The sequence below is a fragment of the Tersicoccus mangrovi genome (assembly GCF_036881825.1).
GTDB classification, from domain to species: domain Bacteria; phylum Actinomycetota; class Actinomycetes; order Actinomycetales; family Micrococcaceae; genus Tersicoccus; species Tersicoccus mangrovi.
This window is the reverse complement of sequence record NZ_JBAJMW010000005.1, coordinates 115,561-138,030: the sequence shown is the minus strand read 5'-3', so window position 1 is coordinate 138,030 and position 22,470 is coordinate 115,561. Positions and strand designations below refer to the sequence as shown.

General features: G+C 70.9%; 17 protein-coding genes. 7 read left to right on the top strand and 10 right to left on the bottom strand.

The window, feature by feature from the left end:
* Positions 1-167: 167 nt before the first annotated feature.
* Genes V6N00_RS11290 through V6N00_RS11280 form a run of 3 tightly spaced genes read left to right on the top strand, consistent with a single transcriptional unit; the run spans position 168 to position 4,048 of the window.
* Positions 168-1,706 (top strand): sugar transferase, encoded by a 1,539-nt coding sequence (locus tag V6N00_RS11290; protein ID WP_334232423.1) that lies wholly within the window; start codon positions 168-170, stop codon positions 1,704-1,706.
* Between the two features lie 43 nt (positions 1,707-1,749).
* Entirely contained in the window at positions 1,750-2,982 is a 1,233-nt protein-coding gene (locus V6N00_RS11285; RefSeq protein ID WP_334232422.1) for a DUF1972 domain-containing protein, read from the top strand.
* A complete protein-coding gene (locus V6N00_RS11280) occupies positions 2,975-4,048 on the top strand; it encodes an acyltransferase (protein WP_334232421.1) in 1,074 nt (357 codons plus the stop codon). Before V6N00_RS11285 ends, V6N00_RS11280 begins: the two co-directional genes overlap by 8 nt.
* A gap of 51 nt (positions 4,049-4,099) precedes the next feature.
* Here V6N00_RS11280 and V6N00_RS11275 read toward each other — a convergent pair whose 3' ends face one another.
* From V6N00_RS11275 to V6N00_RS11260, 4 genes are read right to left on the bottom strand one after another with little or no spacing between them, the layout of a single operon-like run.
* The gene (locus V6N00_RS11275) at positions 4,100-5,023 is read right to left on the bottom strand and encodes a glycosyltransferase family 2 protein (protein WP_334232418.1); all 924 of its coding nucleotides are present in this window, start codon (positions 5,021-5,023) and stop codon (positions 4,100-4,102) included.
* Positions 5,020-6,033, bottom strand: a complete 1,014-nt coding sequence (locus tag V6N00_RS11270) for a glycosyltransferase (protein WP_334232416.1) — start codon at positions 6,031-6,033, stop codon at positions 5,020-5,022. The genes V6N00_RS11275 and V6N00_RS11270 overlap by 4 nt, the downstream gene beginning before the upstream one ends.
* Positions 6,030-7,232, bottom strand: coding sequence for a glycosyltransferase (locus V6N00_RS11265; RefSeq protein ID WP_334232414.1), 1,203 nt, complete (start codon positions 7,230-7,232; stop codon positions 6,030-6,032). The genes V6N00_RS11270 and V6N00_RS11265 overlap by 4 nt, the downstream gene beginning before the upstream one ends.
* The gene (locus V6N00_RS11260) at positions 7,229-7,984 is read right to left on the bottom strand and encodes a CDP-alcohol phosphatidyltransferase family protein (protein ID WP_334232411.1); all 756 of its coding nucleotides are present in this window, start codon (positions 7,982-7,984) and stop codon (positions 7,229-7,231) included. The genes V6N00_RS11265 and V6N00_RS11260 overlap by 4 nt, the downstream gene beginning before the upstream one ends.
* Before the next feature lie 161 nt (positions 7,985-8,145).
* Here V6N00_RS11260 and V6N00_RS11255 point away from each other — a divergent pair, with 161 nt between their 5' ends.
* Positions 8,146-8,958, top strand: a complete 813-nt coding sequence (locus V6N00_RS11255) for a hypothetical protein (RefSeq protein ID WP_334232410.1) — start codon at positions 8,146-8,148, stop codon at positions 8,956-8,958.
* A gap of 245 nt (positions 8,959-9,203) precedes the next feature.
* Positions 9,204-13,349 (top strand): PKD domain-containing protein, encoded by a 4,146-nt coding sequence (locus V6N00_RS11250; protein ID WP_334232408.1) that lies wholly within the window; start codon positions 9,204-9,206, stop codon positions 13,347-13,349.
* A gap of 210 nt (positions 13,350-13,559) precedes the next feature.
* Here the strand turns inward: V6N00_RS11250 and V6N00_RS11245 are convergent, their stop codons facing one another.
* Genes V6N00_RS11245 through V6N00_RS11230 form a run of 4 tightly spaced genes read right to left on the bottom strand, consistent with a single transcriptional unit; the run spans position 13,560 to position 18,602 of the window.
* On the bottom strand, positions 13,560-14,834 hold the full coding sequence (locus tag V6N00_RS11245; protein ID WP_334232406.1) for a hypothetical protein: 1,275 nt from the start codon (positions 14,832-14,834) through the stop codon (positions 13,560-13,562).
* Positions 14,831-16,171: a lipopolysaccharide biosynthesis protein gene (locus V6N00_RS11240; RefSeq protein ID WP_334232404.1), complete on the bottom strand. Its 1,341-nt coding sequence runs from the start codon at positions 16,169-16,171 to the stop codon at positions 14,831-14,833. The genes V6N00_RS11245 and V6N00_RS11240 overlap by 4 nt, the downstream gene beginning before the upstream one ends.
* Entirely contained in the window at positions 16,168-17,178 is a 1,011-nt protein-coding gene (locus V6N00_RS11235; RefSeq protein WP_334232403.1) for a glycosyltransferase family 2 protein, read from the bottom strand. Before V6N00_RS11235 ends, V6N00_RS11240 begins: the two co-directional genes overlap by 4 nt.
* Positions 17,175-18,602, bottom strand: coding sequence for a tyrosine-protein kinase domain-containing protein (locus tag V6N00_RS11230; RefSeq protein ID WP_334232401.1), 1,428 nt, complete (start codon positions 18,600-18,602; stop codon positions 17,175-17,177). The genes V6N00_RS11235 and V6N00_RS11230 overlap by 4 nt, the downstream gene beginning before the upstream one ends.
* Positions 18,603-18,744: 142 nt before the next feature.
* On the opposite strand from V6N00_RS11230, the gene V6N00_RS11225 reads away from it, so the two are divergent.
* Positions 18,745-19,434: an arsenate reductase/protein-tyrosine-phosphatase family protein gene (locus V6N00_RS11225; RefSeq protein WP_334232400.1), complete on the top strand. Its 690-nt coding sequence runs from the start codon at positions 18,745-18,747 to the stop codon at positions 19,432-19,434.
* 79 nt (positions 19,435-19,513) lie between these two features.
* On the top strand, positions 19,514-19,963 hold the full coding sequence (locus tag V6N00_RS11220; RefSeq protein WP_334232399.1) for an FAD synthase family protein: 450 nt from the start codon (positions 19,514-19,516) through the stop codon (positions 19,961-19,963).
* A 15-nt stretch (positions 19,964-19,978) separates the two neighbouring features.
* Here the strand turns inward: V6N00_RS11220 and V6N00_RS11215 are convergent, their stop codons facing one another.
* Both V6N00_RS11215 and rfbB read right to left on the bottom strand, forming a co-directional pair.
* A complete protein-coding gene (locus tag V6N00_RS11215; protein ID WP_334232398.1) occupies positions 19,979-21,409 on the bottom strand; it encodes a bifunctional dTDP-4-dehydrorhamnose 3,5-epimerase family protein/NAD(P)-dependent oxidoreductase in 1,431 nt (476 codons plus the stop codon).
* A 2-nt stretch (positions 21,410-21,411) separates the two neighbouring features.
* Positions 21,412-22,410, bottom strand: coding sequence for a dTDP-glucose 4,6-dehydratase (gene rfbB / locus V6N00_RS11210; protein ID WP_334232396.1), 999 nt, complete (start codon positions 22,408-22,410; stop codon positions 21,412-21,414).
* Between the last annotated feature and the right edge of the window lie 60 nt (positions 22,411-22,470).

The window sequence follows — 22,470 nt, the reverse complement described above, 5'->3', positions numbered from 1 at the left end:
GCGTCGACGACGCCGGGTGAGGTCCACCGGGACGGGGGGCCCTGAGACGGAGTCGGCGGCGGATGGCCTTCTGAGACCAAGGCCCCCCCCAGCCGCCGCCGACTCCTTCAGTAAGAGGCTCCTCCGGGCGCGTGTCACGCGGCCCGGAAGTCCGGTGGAGGGGGAACGTGACTCAGCTCGGGCATGACGCCATCGGCGTCGGCAACGCATCGATGGATCTGACGGGGCTGGGCACCACGCGCACCCGCGTGCGCCTCCCTCACCCGTTCGCCTCCGGTGGCACCATGACCACCGCACGCTGGGTGCGCCGCTACCGCGCCGGCCTGCTCGTCATGGACACCGCCCTCGTCTTCGCCGGCATCCTCGGCACCCAGCTCGCTCTCCATCCCGAGGTCTTCACCGGACGCATGCTCCGCCCGGAGCAGATGGCCCAGGCCGTCGTCGTGTTCCTGGTCTGGATGGCGCTGCTCGCGATGTTCCGCAGCCGGGACCGGCAGGTTCTCGGCATGGGATCGGACGAATACAAGGCGGTGGCCAATGCCGGTGCCGCCGCGATCGGTGCGACAGCCGTGCTCTTCCTCGCCTTCCAGGCCGACTCCAGCCGCGGCTACGTGTTCGCGGGGATCCCGGTGGCGACGTGCGCCCTGCTGCTGGAGCGCTGGCTCGCGCGCCGATGGCTCACCTGGCACCGCAAGGACGGCTACTTCCTGTCCCGCGTCGTGGTGCTGGGTTCCCGGGAGGACGTCGAGTACGTCATCGCCCGGATCGCCACGAAGTCCGGTGCCGTCTTCAAGGTCGTGGCCGCCGTGATCGAGGACGACGTGACGGGGCGGGGGCTGCGCGCCGGCGACGAGGCCGTCCCGGTGTTCACCCAGGTGAGGAACGTCCCCGCCGTCGTCCAGCGGTACGGGGCGGACGCCGTCATCGTCGGCGGCCAGCTCGCGGCCGGCGCCAGCTTCATCCGCGAACTCGGCTGGGAGCTGGAGAAGACCAGCACGCAGCTCGTCGTCGCGTCGTCGCTGACCAACGTGGCCGGCCCGCGGATCCGGTTCCGGCCCGTCGAGGGCCTGCCGTTGATGCACGTTGACCTGCCGACCTTCTCGGGCAGCCGGCACGTCGTCAAACGCTCGATGGACATCGCCTTCGCCGCGCTCGCCCTGCTGGTGCTGGTCGTGCCGATGGGCCTGATCGCGCTGCTGGTGCGGCGCGACAGCCCCGGTCCGGCCCTCTTCCGGCAGGTCCGGGTGGGGCGCAACGGCACGTCGTTCACGATGCTGAAGTTCCGGTCCATGGTGCAGACCGCCGAGCAGGACCTGGCGGCGCTGCGGGGCCAGAACGAGGGCGCCGGGGTGCTGTTCAAGCTGAAGAACGATCCACGGGTGACCCGGCTCGGCTCGCTGCTGCGCCGCACGTCGCTCGATGAACTGCCGCAGATCATCAACGTCCTCCGCGGGGACATGTCGCTCGTCGGCCCGCGTCCGCCGCTGCCGTCCGAGGTGGCCGCGTACCACGGCCACACCCACCGGCGCCTGTTCATCAAGCCGGGCATCACCGGTCTGTGGCAGGTCAACGGCCGCTCCGACCTGGACTGGGAGGAGAGTGTCCGGCTCGACCTCTACTACGTGGAGAACTGGTCGATCCTCGGGGACCTGATGATCATGTGGCAGACCCTCAAGGTCATGATGAACAAGAAGGGCGCCTACTGAGCACGGGCGGCGCGGAAGACCGTGCCGCGGACATGGGGGGACGATGAACACGACGCACACGGCCGACGGGGTCCCGCCGGCCGGTCCCTTGCGCATCGCGATGGTGGGCACGCGCGGCGTGCCGGCCGCCTACGGGGGCTTCGAGACCGCGGTCGAGGAGATCGGCGCCCGGCTCGCCGAGCGCGGTCACCACGTGACGGTCTACTGCCGGAGCATGTCCGCCGGCGCGCCGACCCAGTACCGGGGCATGAGCCTCGTGCAGCTGCCCGCGATGCGCCGCAAGACGCTGGAGACGCTCAGCCACACCGCGGTGTCGGCCGTTCACCTGTGGTGGCGCGACCAGCAGGACGCCGCGTTCGTGTTCAACGCCGCCAACGCGCCGTTCGTGCCGCTGATCCAGTCGCGCGGGGTGCCCGTGGCCGTCCACGTCGACGGGCTCGAGTGGCAGCGCGGCAAGTGGGGCGGCGCCGGGCGCCGGTTCTACCGGACGGCTGAGGCCCTCGCCGTGCGCACCGCCGACGCTTTGATCGCGGACGCCACCGGCATCGCGGACTACTACCGGATCGAGTTCGACGCCGCGACGGAGCTGATCGCCTACGGGGCACCGCTCCTGACGGACGTCCCGGCGGCGCCGCTCACCGGGGTCGGCGTGACGCCGGGGCACTACCACCTCGTGGTCGCCCGGTTCGAGCCGGAGAACCACGTGGCCGAGCTGGTCGAGGGCTACCGGGCCTCCGCGGCGACGGAGCCGCTCGTCGTCGTGGGCACCGCCCCCTACGCCGCCGCCTACACGGAGCGGGTCGAGCGGGCCGCGGCCGGGGACCCGCGGATCCGGCTCCTCGGCGGCGTGTGGGACCAGCAGCTGCTGGACGCGCTGTACGCCCACGCCACCACCTACCTGCACGGCCACTCCGTGGGCGGGACCAACCCGTCCCTGCTCCGCGCCGTCGGTGCCGGGGCACCCGTGATCGCGTGGGACGTCGTCTTCAACCGGGAGGTGCTCGGCGCCGACGGCCGCTTCGTCTCCGGCGCGGCGGCCCTCGCGTCCGCGATCGACGAGGCCGAGGGCGACCGGGCGGCGCTCGCCGTGCGGGGGGACCGTCTGCAGGCCATGGCGGCACAGCGGTACACCTGGGACGACGTGACCGACGCCTACGAGGACCTGGCCCGCCGGCTCGCCGCGGGCGAGAGCTCGCGCGGCACGGCCACCGGCCGCCGCACGGGGGACTGGGAACGGACCGGCGGGGCGAGCCGGCGGGACGCAGGCCGTGCTTGAGAGCGCCGCCGGTGCGCGAACGGCATCGGCCGCCGGTGGCGCCGCCGCCCGACTGCCGTGGGTGGACGCCGCCCGGGGTATGGCGGTCTGCGGGGTCGTCCTCTTCCATGTCTGCCTGTGGCATCTGGCGCCTATGGCCGCCACCGATGCCGCGTCGGGCGTCGTCTCCGTGTGGGGCAGGCTCAATGCGCTCATCGATGCCCTGCGGATGCCCGTGCTGCTCTCGATGTCGGGACTGCTGGCCAGCCGACGCATCGCCGCCGGATTCCGCGCGATCGGTCGACCGGTCGCGGCCAACGCGTGGCTCTATGCCGTATGGCTGGTGATCTACGCGGTGGTCGGGCTGGTGGTCGCGGACGGGGTGCCCCACCGCGTCGACGGTCCGGCCGATGTCCTGGCACAACTGCTGGTGCCGGATACGCCCCTGTGGTATCTCATGGGGCTGGTGGTCTACACGGTGGTGCTGACGCTGCTGCGCCGCATGCCGGGGTGGATCGTCCTCCTGGGTTTCGGTCTCGTCTCCTGGACCGCCGAGGTGATCGACGTGACACCGGAGTTCTGGACGAAGATCCTCGCCCTCGGCCTCTACTTCGCGATCGGTGCGCGGTTCCCGCAGTCGGTCCGGTCACTGGCGTCCCGGGCCACCGTGCCGCGCGCGCTCCTCGTCGCCGGCGCCCTCGCGGCCCTGATCTGGGCGGACCGGTTCTTTCCCTCGGTCGAGCTGTCCGAGGCGTTCGAACGGGTCCGGGGGATCGCCGTCGTGATCGGATTCGGCTGCATCGTCGCGGTGCTGGTGCGGTGGGCGCCGTTGCGGTGGTTCGCCCGCGTCATCGGCAGGCGCACCCTCTGGATCTACGTGCTCCACGTCCCGGTGATCCAGCTTCTGATCACCGTGCTGCCGCCGGACCGGCTGGCACACGCGCTCCCGACGCCGGCCCTGTGGCTGCTGCCCGTGGTGGAGGCGCCGGTGGTCCTGGTCGTGTGCTGGGCGGTGGGACGCCTGCTCAGTGCGTCCCCGGGCCGGGTGCTCTTCTCCCCGCCGTGGCAGAACGGGCCGATCGGCTGACCATCCCGCGCCGCCGCCGTGAGAGCGGAGGTCGATCGAGAATCAGTACCGTCAGCCCGGCCGGTGGTACTCGTGGAACCGGTCACCGCGCACACCCGCCAGGATGCCGCGGCCACGGTGCATGCTTCGCGTGCCGCGCGATTCGTGGCGCAGGTCGTTGCGCCAGCGTCCCCACAGCTCGCGGGCCGCGCCGACGCCGATCCGCATCAGTCCGACCGTCGTCCACCGGGCCGCCACGGCCAGCCGGTCGAGCCGGCCGTCAGCGCGCCGCAGCGCGATCTCCGCGTCGGTGTTGCCGTGTCCGTACGCCCGCGCGAGCGCCCACGTGCGGTCGAGGCGCTCGGCGGACAGGGGGCTGTCGACGACCGACTCGTGGCACCAGACGATCTCCCGGCCCGCATCCGTGAGTTGATAGGTGAAGAGGGTGTCCTCGCCTCCCGACAGGCCGAGCGTCGGGTCGAACCGGACCCCGGACTCCCGCACCTGGTGCAGATCGAGCAGCAGGTTGCTGGTCGCAGCGGCACGTACCCGTGTGCCCGTCACCCGGTCCGGCCGGGAGAAGTACCCCACCGCGCGCAGCCAGGGATCGATGTCCGGGGGCAGCACCGTCTGCACCCGCCCGGCGACGGCGGCCGCGCCCGTCGCCCGCCAGACCCGCACGAGCTCGCGCAGCCAGCCCGGCAGAGCGATCTCGTCGTCGTCGATGAAGGCCAGCAGGTCGGCGTCGCACGCCTGCTCGATGGCGGCCGCGCGAGCCGCCGCGATCCCAGGTGAGGGCTCGAGCACGTACCGGGCGCCGACCGGATGATCGGCCACGACGCGACGACCCGCGCCGTCCGGATCGTTGTCGACGACGACGACGTGCACGTCGGCATCCTCGACCTCCGCCAGCCGTGCCGGCAGGGAGTCCAGCAGCCGGGCCAGCTCGGTGGGCCGCCGGTAGGTCAGCACAGCGACGGTGACGGCGACGTTCACGTGTCCTGCCCTCGGCGGGAGAGGATCGCGCGCCGGTAGGCGTCCCGGTGCCGGCACGCCGCGGCCGGCCAGTCCCGGGCGGACAGGTCCGGCTGTCCCTGGCCGGGATGGGAAGCGATCGTCGCCATCGCCGCGTCGAGGTCGCCGGCGGTCAGGTCGTCCCGGTAGGTCAGCACCCAGCCGTCACCCACCTCGGCGCGGAGGTCGCGATTGACGGGATTGTCCGGAACGAGCACGGGTCGGTCGAGGGACAGGGCCGCCAGCGCCATCCCCGAGTTGTGCATGTGCTGGTAGGGCAGCACGACCAGCTCCGCCTCCGTCACGGCCCGCACGAGCGCGGCGTCGTCGAGGTAGGCGAGAGCGGTGGTGATCCGTGAGTCGGCATCGCTGAGCGACTGCACCTCCACCCGTAGCTGCTCCGACGACGGTTTGCCGGACACCGCCAGGGTCAGACCCGCTCGACGGGTCCGCCGGAACTGCTCGATCAGCCTCTCGACTCCCTTGTAACGCCGGATCAATCCGACGTAGGAGATCCGCCCGGGAACGGCTGCTGCGCGGTCGTGACCAGTGAACCAGTCGCGGTAGTGACCATGGGGGATCGTCACGGCCGGACCCGCGACGTCGGTGCGCTCGTTGAGGCGCACCCACACCGTGGTCGACCTGTCGAGGGCGGTGAGCAGCGCGTGGTCGAGTCGACCCAGGCCGTCCGGTCGATGCACGTTGTGCACGGTGCGCACGACGGGTGTCCGGAACAGCCGGAGCCTGGCGACGACAGCGGCCGTCAGCAGGCGCCGGGCGATGCGCCCGACCGTGCGATGACCGCCGACCAACTGCTCGGGCCAGTGGACATGGAAGACGTCGTAACGGCCCAGGAGCGCTTGACGGTACGAGAACAGGTCCACCCGGACGTCCCCCAGGTCGCCCAGGGCCGCGATGAGCTGACGCAGGTAGGGGTTCGTCTCCGGTCCGACCCGCGTCAGGGATTGCAGGACGACGAGCGGATCGGTCACGCGCTCGCTCCCACGGGCGAGTCGGCCGCCGCGCGGTACCAGGCATCCGTGAGCGCGGGCAGCCGTCGCGCGGACCACCGGTCGTGGGCACGACCGCCGGCCGCCGCGGCCCTCGCGACCTCCGCTGCGACATTCGCGGCCAGGTCGCCCCGCAGGTCGGCGACGAACGCGTTGGGCGCGGCCAGCAGCGGGGGGCCGCCCAGGGGCAGACACACCACCGGGCAGCCCAGCGAACTCGCCTCCGCCGCCACCCACCCGGCCTGATCGTGCATGGACGGGAAGAGGAAGACGTCGGCGGCCGCGATCGCTGCGAGGACCTCGGCCCGGGGGCGGTGCCCGCGGAAGTCCACCCGCTCGGCGATACCGGCCCGTCGCGCGAGGATCTCGAGGCGCTCCCGCTCGTAGCCGGAGCCGAACACGACCAGCCGCCAGTCGTCGGAGCAGCGAGCGATGGCGGCAAGGGCGAGCCGGGCACCCTTCCACGCCAGCAGCCGGCCCGCGAACACCGCCGTCCGGACGCCGCTCGGGGTGCCACCGTCCCGTGGGAGGTCGAACGATTCGAGCACCGCGTTGGGTTCGACGACGACTCGGCGTGCGAACGCGAACCGGCGCGCCACCGCGTCGTTCTGGGCGACGACGACGGCGGCGCTGCGGGCGGCCCGGTCGCCCCACCAGCGGCGCGGCAACGCCGTGGCGGCGTCGCGCACCAGCTCGGTGACGACACCCCGGATGCCGAGCCACCGCCGGAGGCGCCAGTAGGGGGTCCGCGATGCGCCTCCCACCGGACCCCAGACGAGGGGGAGGCCCCTGACGGCAGCGAGCCCGCACGGAAGCCAGTCGTTGGCGAAGGTGACGTGATGGCCGACGTCGAAGGGATGCCGTCGGTGCAACCGGGCCACCGTGCGGCCGAGCTCACGCTGCCACAGCACGTAGTACCAGTAGACGCCGGCAGGCAGGTGTGTCTTCCAGCGGAGGAGGCGCGGGTGCAGGTCCAGATGCACGACATGCAGACGGGCCCGCAGGTCCGGCTGCCGCCGGAGCTGTTCGTCGATGACCGCCCGGAACCGCTCGCGGGTGATCACGCAGACGTCGTGGTCCCGCGCCGCCGCCACCGCGAACTCCCAGCCGGCGCGCGCCTCCGGCTCGTCGACCGGGCCGCAGGCGTAGGCACTGATCACGACGCGTCGGCGATCGTTCATGCGGGCCGCCGTGCGACCGGCACGCGGCCCATGTCGCGGAACCACTTGAGCGTCGCCAGCCCGCAGAAGGCGAGGGAGCAGGCCGCGAGCGCCCCGTACGCCACCTGGAACACGAGCGGCAGGCCCCAGAGGACGAATACCCAGCACACCAGGCCGTAGTCGGTCGGAAGCGCCAGCCACGTGAAAACGGACGAGCCGTCGCGTCTCGGCGGTCGCGGCTGGCCGCGACGCAGCAGGTCGTTCAGGAGCATGGCTGCGAAACTCACGGTGGCCGTGACGGCGAAGACGATGGGGACGAGCAACCAGCCGCCCACCTCCGGCCACCACCAGCGGAAGGCCGCGAGCATGACCACGAGGTGCAGCGCGACGTTCTTGAAGGAATCGAGCACGTGGTCGAGCCACTCACCCTGCGGCGAACCACGCCCGAGGAGCCGGGCGAGCTGACCGTCGGCCGAGTCCCAGGCATATCCGAGGACGAGACCGAGGGTGACGACGATCGCGCTGCCTCCGCTGGGTGGCAGCGCCAGCAGACCCACCATGCCCAGCACACTGAAGAGGATGCTGACCATCGACACCTGGTTCGGAGTCAAGCCGCCACGGTAGGCGACCACGGCCAGCACACGGCCCAACGGGCGGTTCACCAGGATCGAGTACGCCGGCGAACTGCGCGCGCGTCCCTTCTGCGCCTCGGCCAGGGCGCGGTAGGCCTCCCGGGACCCACGCGAGCGCCCCGCACCCACTTCTTCGGTCATCGATTCCCCCAAGCCGTCCCTCGTGCGCCCCCGCGCCCCGGACCGTACGCCGTCCCCGGTCAGCGTACACACCCGCTGCCCGACGGACATCAGGGGTCTTTGATACAACTACACCAACGGCACCCGCGGGGGGAAGCGGGCCGCAGACCAGGGGAGACGACATGAGTGAGCACGGTTCGAGACCCACGGCGCCGCGGCACGGCTCGAAGCGGCCCGTGTGGCCGTGGATCGTCGGCGCGCTCGCCCTCGTCGTCGCGGTGGTCGTGGCCGTCACCGCCGTGCTCGGCAGCGCGGGCACCCATACGACGACGTCGAGCGCGTCCGGGGGTGTCTCGGGTGCGTCGTCCAGCGGGTCCGGGTCGGTCACGGCGGCCGGTTCGGCAGGTCCCACCACCCGATCCGGCAGCGCGGTGGGAACAGGCGGCGCGGTGGGAACAGGCCGCGCAACGGGCTCGGAGAGCGCAGCGGGGCAGGGGACCGGGACCGCAAGAGCCACCGGCACGCGCGGGGCCACGGCCGGTTCCTCGGCCGCCGCCACGTCGTCGAGTGCGGCGTCGCCGAGCGGGACCGAGCGGCAGCTGCCCCCGGCCGCGCCGGACGCCGTGGTCAGTGCGAGCGGGGGTCTCCGTTTCGCCTTGACGAAGGTGGAGGCGGTCGACGGCAAGGCGGTGATGCCCGGTGAGATCGCCGGGCCGTCCGTCCGCGTGACCGTGACGGTCACCAACGGCGGTGGCCGCCCCGTCGACCTCGATCTGTTCGCGGTCAACGCCTACGTGGGCAAGGACGCCGTGCCGGCGAGGACGGTCGTCGAGCCCGGTGGCCGCCCGTTCTCCGGAACGCTCGCCACGGGCAGGACAGCGAGCGGCATCTACCTCTTCACGATCCCGCGCGATCAACGCGATCAGGTGCGGGTGACCGTCAACTATCTCTCGCAGCAGCCCGACGTGGTGTTCGAGGGCAGCCTCGCACGCTGACGCGGGCAGTCACGGAATTGTTACGCGCATCGGACTCGGTCGACGACACGCGTTGACCGCACCGGGCGCAGAACCTACCATTCACTCCCAAGGAGTGCGCTGGGGAGCGCTCGTGGGGAAATCGTCCGAATCGTTCGCGGACGGCATTAGGTGGGGGAAACACCATGCATCCTGCTCTGGACCACGTCAGTCACGCCGCTCCTCGGCCGAGGAGGGTCCGCTGGAGGAGGCTGCTTCGCCGCTCCGTGACGACGCTCGCCACCGTCGCGCTCTTCGGTTCGATCTCGACGGGAGCGATGCCGACCGCCGTCGCGGCGACGCCGGACTACACCGCCACCGTCACCGCGGACGCCCTGCCGACGGTCCAGATCGACGGCGTCGCCTGGACGCAGAAGATCGTCGGCAAGTGGGTCTACGTCGGCGGCAGCTTCGCCAATGCGCGTCCGGCCGGCGCTGCGGCGGGCACGAATCTCACGGCGCGTCAGAACCTCCTGCGCTACGACCTGGCCACCGGGACGCTGGATGCCGGATGGAATCCGGGCGCCAACAGCGACGTTCGCGACATCGATGTGTCCCCCGACGGATCCCGCATCTACGTCGCCGGACTGTTCACCAGCGTGGCCGGTCAGGCGCGCAATCGCGTGGCGGCCTTCGACGCCGCCACGGGCGCGCTGATCAGTACCTGGAAGCCGGACGTCAACGCGCGGGCCGACACGGTGGCCGCGACGGCGGACACGGTCTACATCGGCGGTGAATTCACCGCCGTCAACGGTGCACAGCGCGCCAAGGTCGCCGCGGTCAGCGCGTCCAGCGGTGCGACGCTGCCGTTCTCCGCCGCGGTTGTCGGGGGATACGGCGTGAAGGGCCTCGAGATCGCTCCGGACCGCTCGAAGATCGTGATCGACGGTTCCTTCACGAGCGTCAACGGCTCCACCAACCCGGGTCGCGGCATGGCCGCCCTCGACGCCAGGACCGGCGCCTCCCTGCCCTGGGCGGTGAACAGCGTGATCCGCAACGCGGGGGGCAACGCAGCCATGATGTCCCTGAGCAGCGACGGCGACAGCGTCTACGGGACCGCGTTCGACTACGGCGGGACCGCGGAGGACGGCTTCGAGGGCGCCTTCCGCGCCAGCTGGGCGGACGGGACCTTGATCTGGATGGAGGACTGCCACGGCGACACCTACTCCGTCGCGCCGGTCGGTGACTCGGTCTACATCGCCAGCCACTCCCACTACTGCGGCAACATCGGCGGCTTCCCGCAGACCAACCCGTGGCAGTTCCACCACTCCCTCTCGTTCTCCAAGGACGCGACGGGGCCGGCCATCACACCGGACCCCCTCGGGTACCGCAGCTTCACCGGCGAGCCGTCGCCGACGCTGCAGCAGTGGTTCCCCAACTGGGTGGTCGGCTCGTACACGGGCCAGTCACAAGCGGTGTGGAACGTGACAGGCAATGCCGACTACGTCGTCTACGGGGGTGAGTTCCCGAAGGTCAACAACACCGCTCAGCAGGGTCTCGTCCGATTCGCCCGCACCGGGTTGGCACCCAACAAGATGGGCCCGCAGACCCAGGGCGGCGCGTGGGCGGTGACCGCTTCCTCCAATCGCCCCACCGAGGCCCGCGTCTCGTGGCAGGCCAACAGCGACCAGGACAGCCGCACCCTCCACTACCAGGTGCTGCGGAAGGACCTGGCCACGCCGGTGTGGGAGGGCGACCAGGACTCGACGTTCTGGAACAAGCCGGCGATGCAGTACCGGGACACGCGCGTGACGGCAGGCCAGACCTACTCCTACCGCGTCAAGGTGCTCGACCCGAACGGCAACTGGACGCAGAGCGACTGGACGAGCGTGACGGTGGCCACCACGGGGGCGGCCACGACGGCCTACGACAGCGCGGTGATGGCCGACAATCCGACGGACTACTGGCCGATGAACGAGAGCAGTGGGTCGGCGGCCTACGACTGGTCCGGCAGCAACGACCTGGTGGTCAACGGTGCGACCCGCGGCGCGACCGGGCCGAACCTCAAGGAGCCGACCACCGCGACGACGTTCGCAGGCTCGTCCGACTCCTTCGCCGCGACGGGGACGCCGGTGACAGGTCCCCAGACGTTCTCCGTCGAGGCCTGGATCCGTACCTCCAGCACCGCGGGCGGCAAGATCGTCGGTTTCGGTGATCTCAACTCGGGCAACTCCAACAGCTACGACCGCCATGTCTACATGGACGGCTCAGGCCGGATCACCTTCGGGGTCTATCCCGGAACCGTCCGCGCACTGACCAGTGCGCCCGGGTTCAACGACAACGCGTGGCACCAGATCGTCGCGAGCCTCGGCCCTGACGGGCAGACGCTGTGGATCGACGGACGCCGGGTCGGTGCCGATCCCGGTACGACCTCGGCGCAGGGGTACACCGGGTACTGGCGGGTCGGCGGGGACAACCTGAACGGGTGGCCGAATGTCGCCGGGACCGCGTTCCAGGGAGATATCGCCGACGTCGCCGTCTACCCGACCCCGCTCACGCGGGACCAGATCGACAACCACCGCGTGCAGTCCGGCCGACCGAGCACCACACCGACGGCGCCCACCGACGCGTACGGTGCCCGCGTCTTCAAGGACAACCCCGATCTGTACTGGCGGCTGGGTGAGGCGGACGGTACCACCGCGGCGGACTCCGGCCCGAACGGCAACCCGGGCGTGTACTCGGGATCCGGCCTGACCTTCGGTCAGGGTGGGGCCATCACGGGTACGTCGAACACGGCCGTCGGTTTCGACGGTTCGTCCGGCGAGCTGGGCAGTGCGTCCACGTGGACCAACCCGACCACCTACTCCCTGGAGACGTGGTTCAGGACGGGCACCACGGTGGGCGGCAAACTGATCGGCTTCGGGTCCAGCCAGAGCGGGAACTCCGGCAGCTACGACCGGCACGTCTACATGCAGGACGACGGCCGGCTGGTGTTCGGCGTCTGGACGGGCCAGACCAACACGATCACCACGCCCGATCCGCTGAACGACAACCAGTGGCACCACGTCGTGGCCACTCAGGGTGCCGACGGGATGAAGCTGTACATCGACGGTCAACTGACCGGCACCAATCCGCAGACCCAGGCGCAGGACTACGCGGGCTACTGGAGGGTCGGGAACGACACGACCTGGGGATCTTCGAGTTCGCACTTCAACGGCACGCTGGACGACGTCGCGGTTTACTCCTCGGTGCTCTCTGCGGCGACCGTCGGCTCCCACTACCAGCTCGGCACCGGGACCACCCCCAACCAGGCTCCGACCGCGGCGTTCACCTCGTCGGCGAACAACCTGGCGCTGTCCGTGGACGGGTCGGATTCGTCGGATCCGGACGGGTCGATCGCCTCGTACGCGTGGGACTTCGGTGACGGTGGCAACGCGACGGGTGCGACCGCGAACCACACCTACACCACGGCCGGCACGTACACCGTCAAGCTCACGGTGACGGACAACCGGAATGCGACCGGCTCGGTCACCAAGCAGGTCACGGTCGCGGCGGCCAACCAGTTGCCGACGGCGGCGTTCACCTCCTCGGTGAGCAACCTGGCGCTGTCCGTGGACGGGTCGGGTTCGTCGGATCCGGACGGGTCGATCGCCTCGTACGCGTGGGACTTCGGTGACGGTGGCAACGCGACGGGTGCGACCGCGAACCACACCTACACGACGGCCGGCACGTACACCGTGGGCCTGACGGTGACGGATGACCGTGGAGGCACGAACACCACGACCAAGCAGGTCAGCGTCACTGCCCCGCCCGCGGACATCATCGCCAAGGACCTGTTCGACCGCACGGTCACCGGCGGCTGGGGCACCGCGACGACCGGCGGCCCCTGGGCTCTCCAGGGCGGGAACGCCGCGTTCTCCGTCGCCAACAGCGCCGGACAGGTGTCGCTCAACAAGGGCGACACGCGGGCGGCACGGCTGACCTCGGTGACGTCCACGGTCGCGGAGACGACGGCCGAGTTCTCCGTGGACCGGACGGGCGCCGGCTTCTCCTGGACGTTGATCGGCCGGCAGGTCGGCAGCGACCTGTACTCCGCGCGGATCAAGTTCGAGGCCAACGGGGTGGCGAGGTTGTACATCCTGCACGGGGAGACCGCACTGGCCAACTCCTACGTCCTGCCCGGCGTCACCTACGCCGCTGGTGACAGGCTCATGGTCAAGCTGCGGGTCGCCGGCACGTCGCCGACGACGGTCTCGGCGAAGGCCTGGCGCAGTGGGACCACCGAACCCACCGGGTGGCAGGCCACGGGCACGGACGCCACGGCGGCGATGCAGCAGGCCGGCACCGTCGGGCTGACGCAGTACCTGTCGACCGCCTCGGTCACGGACACGGCCAGCACCCGCCTGTTGACCTACGTGATCACCAACAAGTAGAGCAGCACACCGCGAAGGCCGGGAGGGCCGGTGACCCCGAGGGGGTCACCGGCCCTCCCGGCGTCGAGCCGCGGTGTCGTCCCGTCGGATCAGGCGGGGACGTCGTTCACCGAACCAGCCCCGTGGAGGCGGGGTGCTCGGACGGATCCGGACCGTGCGACTGATCCGGTCCGTGCGACTGATCCGGTCCGTGCGACGCACGGGACAGCGTCAGGCCGAGACGTGAAGGGGGGCGCGGAGGTCGGGTTTCTGATGGAGTGTGAGAGCGACCGCCAGCATCGTGGTGGCGATACTCGTGAAGAACAGGGGACTGAAGAGAAGATCCCACACCATCTGCAGGGCGAGGTACAGGACGAGCGCACTGGCGCGGTGCTCGGAGACGAGGCGAGCCGTGCCGACGACGACGAGGACCGCGAGCAGCACGATGAAGACCGCGCCGGCGATGCCGAATCGGGTCCAGCAGTCACCCAGGAGGGAATGCACCTCGACGCCGTGTCCGAGCATGTAGTGCTCGACGTACCCGTTGTTGGGGTCGTAGTTCAGGGCGTGCATGCCGGCCTTCGCCGCCTGCAGCTCGCCGCTGTTGACCGTCGTTCCCGACCCGTAGCCCCAGGGATTGCGGGAGATCAGCGCCACGGTGGCGCCGATCTCCGGCCGCCCTCCTGTCAGCACGGACCCGCTCCGCTCGATCTGCGCCTCGCTGCGAGCCTGGGAGGCCTCACCGAAGAAGCCCTCGAGGATGAAGGCCTGCATCGCGAAGTACCCGATGACCGCCACGGCGCAGAACAGGGCGAGCGTGCGCGTCGTCGTCGACCGGACACGCAGCAGGCGCTGCAGCATCTGCCACCCGATGAGGGTCGCGACGATGAGCATGATCGACGCGGCGGAACGGGAGTCGTTCAGCGCCGAGACCGCCGCGAGAATCCCCAGCGCCAGCACCTGGAACATGCGGCGATGCGTGTAGGCCGTCAGCGCCAGCACGAGGATCACGACAGGCACCGAGAACGAGAACTTCCAGGGATTGTCGGTGTCGATGCCGCGGATCCCGAGGGATCCGACGAGTCCTACGGCATACCAGACGCCCGTCGCTCTGTCGCCGAGGACCGTTCTGGCCCATGCGAGCAGTCCCACACCACACAGGAGGCCCACGATGAGCAGCGACGTGTTCCAGGTCAGCTGCTCGTCGGTCTGGTGATCGGGTGCCATCAGGCGCGTCACGACGACGCCGCTGGCGACCGTGACGAGCCCGGTGACGAGCGTGGTCGTGCCCATCCGGAAACGGCCGAGCGCGCGCACCCAGACCGGGATCAGCAGCACGGCGAGCAGGATCGGGACGGTGAGGCCGAGGGGTACCGGCACTCGCATGGCGACCATGACGCAGGCGAATGCTGCGACCAGTCGGGCCACCCAGGTGTTGCGCTGCTCGGGGTACACCTGGACCGAACCGCGTCGGGTCGTGCGGGGCGTCGTCGAGGCTGCCGTCATCGGTGCTCCCGGTCCCGCACCGGCTGGGCCCCTGTGGCCGGAGCCGGTGTGAGCAGCCGCTGCCGGTGACGGCGGATGTAGAACGTGAACGGGATGATCTGCAGCAGGAGGACCGACACCGTGTTGGCCGCGAGAGGCCCGACCACTCCCCAGACCGGCGTCAGCAGGATCGACAGAGCGATAGTCGCACCCGCCATGAGCAGGGCGGGTGCCACCTGGAAGCGCAGCCCGGGGCGATCCATGATGAACATGCCCAGGGGGTACAGGGCGGCCTGCATCGCGATCATCGCGGTGAACCAGGCCAGCACGGGGCCGGGGATGCTGAGGCGGCCGTTCGTGATGAAGCCGAACAGCCAGGGGGAGGACACGGCGATGATGCTTCCGATCACCACGGTCGCCACCACGAAGAGCAGGGCCAGTCCGAACGGCCCCCGGGTCAGTTCCCCCCGGTGACGGGCGCGCGCGTAGGCGGGCCAGAGGGCCGTGCCTCCGGCGCTGATCAGTCCGGAGAGCGCGAAGAAGACCTGCCCGGCCGACGCGTACACGGCGACATCGGCCGCCGGGGCGTGCTGGGCGAGGATGTACCGCTGCATGGTCATCGACAGGGGCGTGGCCAGCAGCTGAGCGAGCATCGGCCAGCCGACGTCCATGACTCGTGCGCCGGGTACCGCCCGGACGCGCAGCAGGTCCCGGGCGGTGGAGGGCAGAAGGGGAGCCGTACGCCACCACACGAGGGTGAATCCGGTGACAGCCACTACGAGGCCCGCGATCATCGACGACATCGCGATGTAGGGATAGGCGGGGTGTCCGACGAGACGCACCAGCATCCACACCAGGAGGAGGTTCAGGGGGCCCTGGACGAGCTGGACCATGATGACGACGTGGTTCTTGCCGAGCCCGAGCAGGATCCGTTGCCAGATGCCCAGGGGTATTCCGCCGCAGAAGATGCACAGCGCCAGGAAAGCGCACTGCGGTGCGCCGGGGATGCGACCGGCGTCCCCCAGCGCGACCGTCCACCCGCCGGTGACCAGGAGAAGGAGATCGAGCATCAGCCCGACGGCGGCGAACGTGAGCATCACCCGGCCCACGGAGGTCACGATGATGCGGACGCCCGGGTCGGCGCGCACGTCGTCGCTCGTCGCGGCGGCGTTCACGACGGTGGCTCCGGCTCCGAGGTCGGAGAAGGAGATCAGGCTGGGCAGGGCGGTCACCAGGGTGTAGAGCGCGTAGTACTCGACCCCCGCCTGACCGAGGATCAATCGAGCGGTCAGCACTCCGCACACGAGCGAGATCGCCAGGGAGACCCCGCGCGCCAGCACCGAGAGGGCGACGGTCACGGCTCAGGTCCGACCGGGAGGTGCCTGCCCGGGGGATCCGTCGGCTCGGCAGCGGTCGTCCCGCGTCGCACTGATCCGGAGGGCAACAGCGAGCGGACCACCAGCCCGCCGCCCGCCACGGTTCCCCTCAGCACGGCACCGAGAGGAATCACGGGGCGGAGCAGCTGGCGACGACCGCCCTGGAGCAGGATGTCGCGGGCAGCCCACGGCGCCAGCGCGAGCCACTGCAGGCGGCCGCGGACGGGAAGATGGTCCACCGCGTAGCGCAGCCGGTTGAGGGTGTTGTAGTAGTAGTACGTCGCGGACTTGCCGAGCTGCCGCTCGAGACGGTGAGTGGCCCCCTCGTCGTGCACGGCGCTCGCTTCGTCCACGACGCGGAGGCTGCCGCCGGCGTCGAGCACACGATGCGACAGGTCGACGTCCTCCCAGTAGAGGAAGTACGCCTCACTGAAGCCGCCGACCGTGCGCCAGAGGGAAGCGGTCAGCATCAGACATGCTCCGGAGAGCCATTCGCGGGTCGGCCCGGCCGTGTCGGTGCGTCGTCGCCGGGACCGCATCAGACCCGTGCGCAGGTACAGGTCGGACCCCGCGGACCACAGGGTCCCGTCCGGCCGTCGAACGACCGGGGCCACGAGCTGCATCGGGTCCCGGTGAACGGCAGCGCGCAGGGCCGCGACGTCGTCGGCCCCGATCGTCGCATCGGGATTGAGCAGCAGTAGGTCGGTGGCGCCGGCGCCCACCGCGGCAGCGACACCCACATTCATGCCGCCTCCGAAGCCGAGGTTGGCCTCGGGATAGACGCCGACCCATCCCTCCTCCGATACCAGTGCCTCGACGTCCTCGCGCTGACGGGCCGTGGACAGGTTGTCGACCACGACGACGATGCCGTCCTCCTGGTGAGCGGTCACGCCGCGCAGATTGGCGCGGAGGAGTTCGCAGGACCCGTAGTTGACCACGACGATGCCGAGCCTGCGCGGCGTCCTGTACTCGCCGGGAACCGCCGTCACCGCGGTGCGGGCGTGCTGCCGGAGGCCACCGGGACGGGCGAGGCCCGACGCCGCCGCGCGTCGCCCGGCCTCACCGGTTCCTCACGAACCCCGGTGTCCTGCACGTAGTACGCACCCCGTTTGCGGGCCTTGACCCGGTTCATGGCGACGCCGAGCACCGGTGCGTGGATGGTGTTCAACGCCTCGAGCGCGTGCCGCAGCTGCGTCCGACGCGTGTGCCCGGTACGGATGACCACGATGGTCCCGTCGGCGAGCTTCGACAGGGGCAGGGTGTCGGTGACGGGCAACAAGGGCGCCGTGTCGATCACGATGATGTCGTACTGTCGCCCGAGTTCGGCGATCAGCGATTCGGCCGCCGCCGAGTTGAGCAGCTGATTGGGGTTGGGCGGCACCGGGCCGGCGGGCAGGACGTCGATGGCATCGAGCCGGACGACGGCCTGCGCCACATCGGCCTGCCCGATCAGCATGCTGGACAGTCCCCGCCCGGGGTCGATCTGCAGGCGACCGGCGACCCCGGGACGGCGCAGGTCGGCGTCAACCAGCAGGACGCGTACGCCCGACTCCGCAACGGCGAGCGCGAGGCCCAGCGCGGTCGTCGTCTTGCCCTCGCCCGACGACGGTGACGTCACGACGATGGTGCGTAGCGGAGCGTCGACCTCCATGAACTCGAGGTTGGTGCGCAGCAGGCGGTAGGACTCGGCGGCGCTCGACTGCGGATCGGTGAGCATCACGGAGGAGGAGGATCGGCGTGTCGACAGCCGGGTCAGGCTCGCCAGCACCGGCGCGTCGGCCACCCGGGCGACGTCTCCGTCGTGCTGGATCCGGGTGTCCAGGACCTCCCGCGCGAAGGCGTACAGCAGGGCGACCGCGAAACCGACGGCCAGCCCGATCAGCACGTACACCTTGGTGTCCGGTGCGAACGGCGCGTTCGGAGCGTTGGCCGGGGAGACCTTGGTCAGGACGACCGAGGCCTCGTTCTTCGGACCGAGCGGAGCGAGCCGCTCCACCTCGGTGGCGAGGGAGTCGCTCACGGCGTTGGAGAGCACCGCGGCGTCCGCGGCCGAACCGCTCACCGCCGTCACCTCGATGATCACCGTGTTGAGAGGCACGTTGACGGAGATCTGACGAGCCAGGGCGGCGGTCGAGGTGGTGAGCCTCAGCTTCGCGCGGACCGGGTCCAGGACCACCGGTGAGGTCGCCAGCTCGGAATAGGAGAGGACCTGGTCCTGGGTGAACGTCGACCCCTGGACCAGCTCCTGGACCGACTGGCCCCGCTGCGTCGACACGAACAGCCGGCTCGTCGACCGGAAGCTGTCCGGTATGGACAGGGCGAACAGCCCCGCGACGAGGCCCCCCAGCACGGACAACAGGACGACCGCCGCCCAGTAACGTTTGACGATTCGCGATACGTCATTGGGTTCCACGAATGACCCACCCCCCTCAAGAAGCATTTCCCCGTCTATAGAGTAGCGTCAAGGCTCTGAGCGGGCCGAGAGTGCGCGAGGTGACCGACCGACGCCGGTCGACGCCCGGGCGGGGAGGCCACGCGGAGATGGTGGGGACGGGATGGCGAGGACGCTGCTGGTCGTGTGCACGGCGAACGTCTGCCGTTCCCGCTACGCCGAGGCGGTCATCACGAGTCTGGGCGCGGGGGACTGGTCGGTCGTCAGCGCCGGCGTCAGGTCCGGCGACGACCTGACCGTCTGCTCCCGGGTCGCGGAGCGGCTGAGCGGTTCCCCGCAGGAGCGCGTCGCTGCCGGTGCGGCGACGACGTTGAGAGAGGCCCACGTCCTGGCCGCCGATCTGATCCTGACGGCGGAACGCGCGCACCGGTCTGCCGTGAACCGGCTGGTGCCCGAGGCTCGCGCCCGCACCTTCACGCTGCGCGAGTTCGTCGACCTCGTCGACCAGTTCGGCTGGACGGACCCGACCGACGTCGTCGGGTCACTGGCCGACCTCGACCGAGCGCGACCGCGCCTGGTGATCCGCGTCCCGGTCGTCGATCCGCTGCAACGCATGCGAGCACGTCACGCAGGTCCGGGCTCGCTCCTGGACATCGACGACGGTCACGAGGCCGGCCGGTGGAAGCACGCACGCGTCCTCGACGAGATCGAGTCGGTGTCCGCGGCCGTCGCGTCGATCCTGAGCACGGTGCCGGACGAGGCGCCCCCCCACGGTCCGTCGCCCGCGTCCTCGCGCGGCCGACACCGTGACGGGCCCCGTGGACGATGGCATAATCGGCGCTCAAGAGGGTGAGACGCCCGGAACAGTGGCGTGTCGCCTCGGAATCCGCGGCGTGGGGCCGTGCGGGCATCGAGTCACGGGGGGACCATCCATGGCCATACGCGTGGGGTACGCGGCGGGCGCATTCGACCTGTTCCACGTCGGGCATTTGAACATCCTGCGCCAGGCGCGCAGCCGCTGCGATCACCTGATCGCCGGGGTCGTCTCCGACGAGATGCTCGAACTGACCAAGGGACGGCGCCCGGTGGTGCCGCTCGCCGAGCGGCTCGAGATCGTCGAGCACATCCGGTACGTGGACCAGGTGCACGCCGAGGTGGTGCCGGACAAGCTGGACACGTGGCGCGAGCTGCGGTTCACGCACTTCTTCAAGGGTGACGACTGGCGCGGGACCGAGCGCGGCCTGCGGCTCGAGCGTGAGTTCGCCGCGGTCGGCGTCGAGGTCGTCTACTTCCCGTACACGCTGCACACGTCCAGCACGAAGCTGCGGGCCGCGCTGGACCTGCTCGCCGAGCCGGTGGCCGCACGCGACGTCGAGGCCTGACGGGGCAACCTACGGTCAGCTGCGCGTGTCCGCCTCGACCAGGGACGCCACGTAGGCGGCGAGCGCCGGCTCGACCGGCCGGGGGGTGAAGGCCGTGGCCTGAAGCCTGGCCGTGGACAGGGTGCTGTGCACCGGCCGCGGAGCGGCGGCCCGGCCGGCCAGGTACTGCTCCGTGGACACCGGGGTCACCGCGGCGGGATCCGCGCCGGACAGCCGGAACACGTCGGCGGCGATCTGTGCCCACGACTGCGCGGGACCGGCGCCGGTCAGGTGGTAGGTCCCGTACGGGGCGCCGCCGGCGAGCAGATGCGCGATGCCGGCGGCGACGTCGTCGGCGAAGGTGAGGCGGCCGATCTGGTCGTCCACCACGGACGGGCGCACCCCGCGTGCGGCGAGGCCGACCATGGTGCGCACGAAGTTGGCGCCGTCGCCCACCACCCAGCTGGTCCGCACGACGTAGTGCCGCGGAGCGCCGGCGGCGGCGAGCTCCCCGGCGGCCTTGGACTGCCCGTACACGCCCAGCGGGCTGAGCGGCTCGTCCTCCTCGTGCTCCGGGACGGCACCGTCGAACACGTAGTCCGTGGAGATCTGCACGAGCGTGAGCTGGTGGCGCGCGGCCAGCCGGGCGAGCGCGGCGACGGCGGTGGCGTTGACGGTCCAGGCCGCCTGCCGGCCCTCCTCGGTCTCGGCCGCGTCGACGGCGGTGTAGGCGGCGGCGTTAACGATGGTCCCGACCCCGTCGACGTCGAGGGACTCGACCGCCGCAGGATCCGTCAGATCCACGTCGGCCCGTCCGAGGAACCGCGCCGCCGGGAGGACCGACCGCAGGGCCCGGCCCACCTGGCCGCCGGCACCGAGCACGATGGTGCCGCGCCCGGCCATCGGTGTGACGTCGGCCAGCCGCGGGTGCGCCCGGTCCGCGGCGGAGACCTCCGCCTCGGCCAGGTCGATGGGCCAGGGGATTCGCACGGTCTCGTCCGCCAGGTTCAGGTACGTGTAACGGGCCTGGGCGGCGGCGCTCCAGTGGTCGTTCACCAGGTAGGTGTAGGCCGTGTCCGCCTCGAGGGTCTGGAACGCGTTGCCCACGCCGCGGGGGACGAATACCGCCGACCCGGGGCCGATCTCCGCGGTGACCACCCGGCCGAACCCGGGACCGTCGCGCAGGTCGACCCACGCGCCGAAGATCCGCCCGCTGGCCACGGAGACGAACTTGTCCCACGGCTCCGCGTGGATGCCGCGGGTGGTGCCGGGCCGGGTGTTGAACGAGATGTTGTTCTGCACGGGCGCGAAGTCCCCGAGCCCGAGGCCGGACATCTTCTCCCGCTGCCAGTTCTCCTTGAACCAGCCGCGGGCGTCCGCGTGCACCGGCAGCTCCAGCAGCACCAGGCCGTCGATGGCGGTCGGTTCGGACCGCAGGCCCGTCGGTCCCGGCGAGGAGCTGCCCATGCTCATTGTCCCTTCGCCGCGTACGCCGCCTCGGTGGCGTCCTTGGCGGGGCGCCAGAACTCCTCGTGGTCGCGGTACCAGTCGATCGTGTCCGCCAGTCCCGCCTCGAAGTCCCCGAACCGCGGCCGCCAGCCCAGTTCCTCCCGCAGTCGGGTGGCGTCGATCGCGTAGCGGCGGTCGTGACCGGCGCGGTCGGCGACCAGGTCGAGGTCGTCCTCGTCCCGGCCCATCGACCGCAGGATCAGGGCGAGCACGTCCCGGTTGCTGCGCTCGTTGTCCGCGCCGATGAGGTACGTCTCACCGAGGGCACCACGGTCGAGGACGGCGAGCACCCCGGAGGAGTGGTCGTCGGCGTGGATCCAGTCCCGCACGTGCCGCCCGTCCCCGTAGAGGCGTGCGCGGGAGCCCGAGAGGAGGTTGGTGATCTGGCGGGGAATGAACTTCTCGACGTGCTGCCACGGCCCGTAGTTGTTCGAGCAGTTGCTGATGGTCGCCGGGATGCCGAACGAGCGCACCCAGGCCCGCACCAGCAGGTCCGAGCTCGCCTTCGTCGACGAGTAGGGGCTCGACGGGTTGTACGGGGTGGACTCCGTGAACCGCGCCGGGTCGTCCAGCTCGAGGTCACCGAACACCTCGTCCGTGGAGATGTGGTGGAAGCGCGTCCCGTGCCGGCGGACCGCCTCGAGCAGGGTGAACGTGCCGATGACGTTCGTCTGCACGAAGGGGGCGGGCGAGGCGAGGGAGTTGTCGTTGTGCGTCTCGGCCGCGAAGTGCACCACCGCGTCGTGCCGGGCCACCAGCTCGTCGACGGTTCCCGCGTCGGTCACGTCCCCGCGCACCACCCGGACCCGCCCCGGATCCAGCGCGCCGAGCGCGTCCTCACTGGCGGCATAGGTGAAGCTGTCGAGGACGGTGATGGCGTCGTCGGTGTGGGCGAGGACATGACGGACGAAGTTCGAACCGATGAAACCGGCTCCCCCCGTCACCAGCAACTGGCGCATGATGCATAACTTAGTAGAGTTGGCGATCAACGGGCGCGGACCGCCGTGGGGACGGCGGGT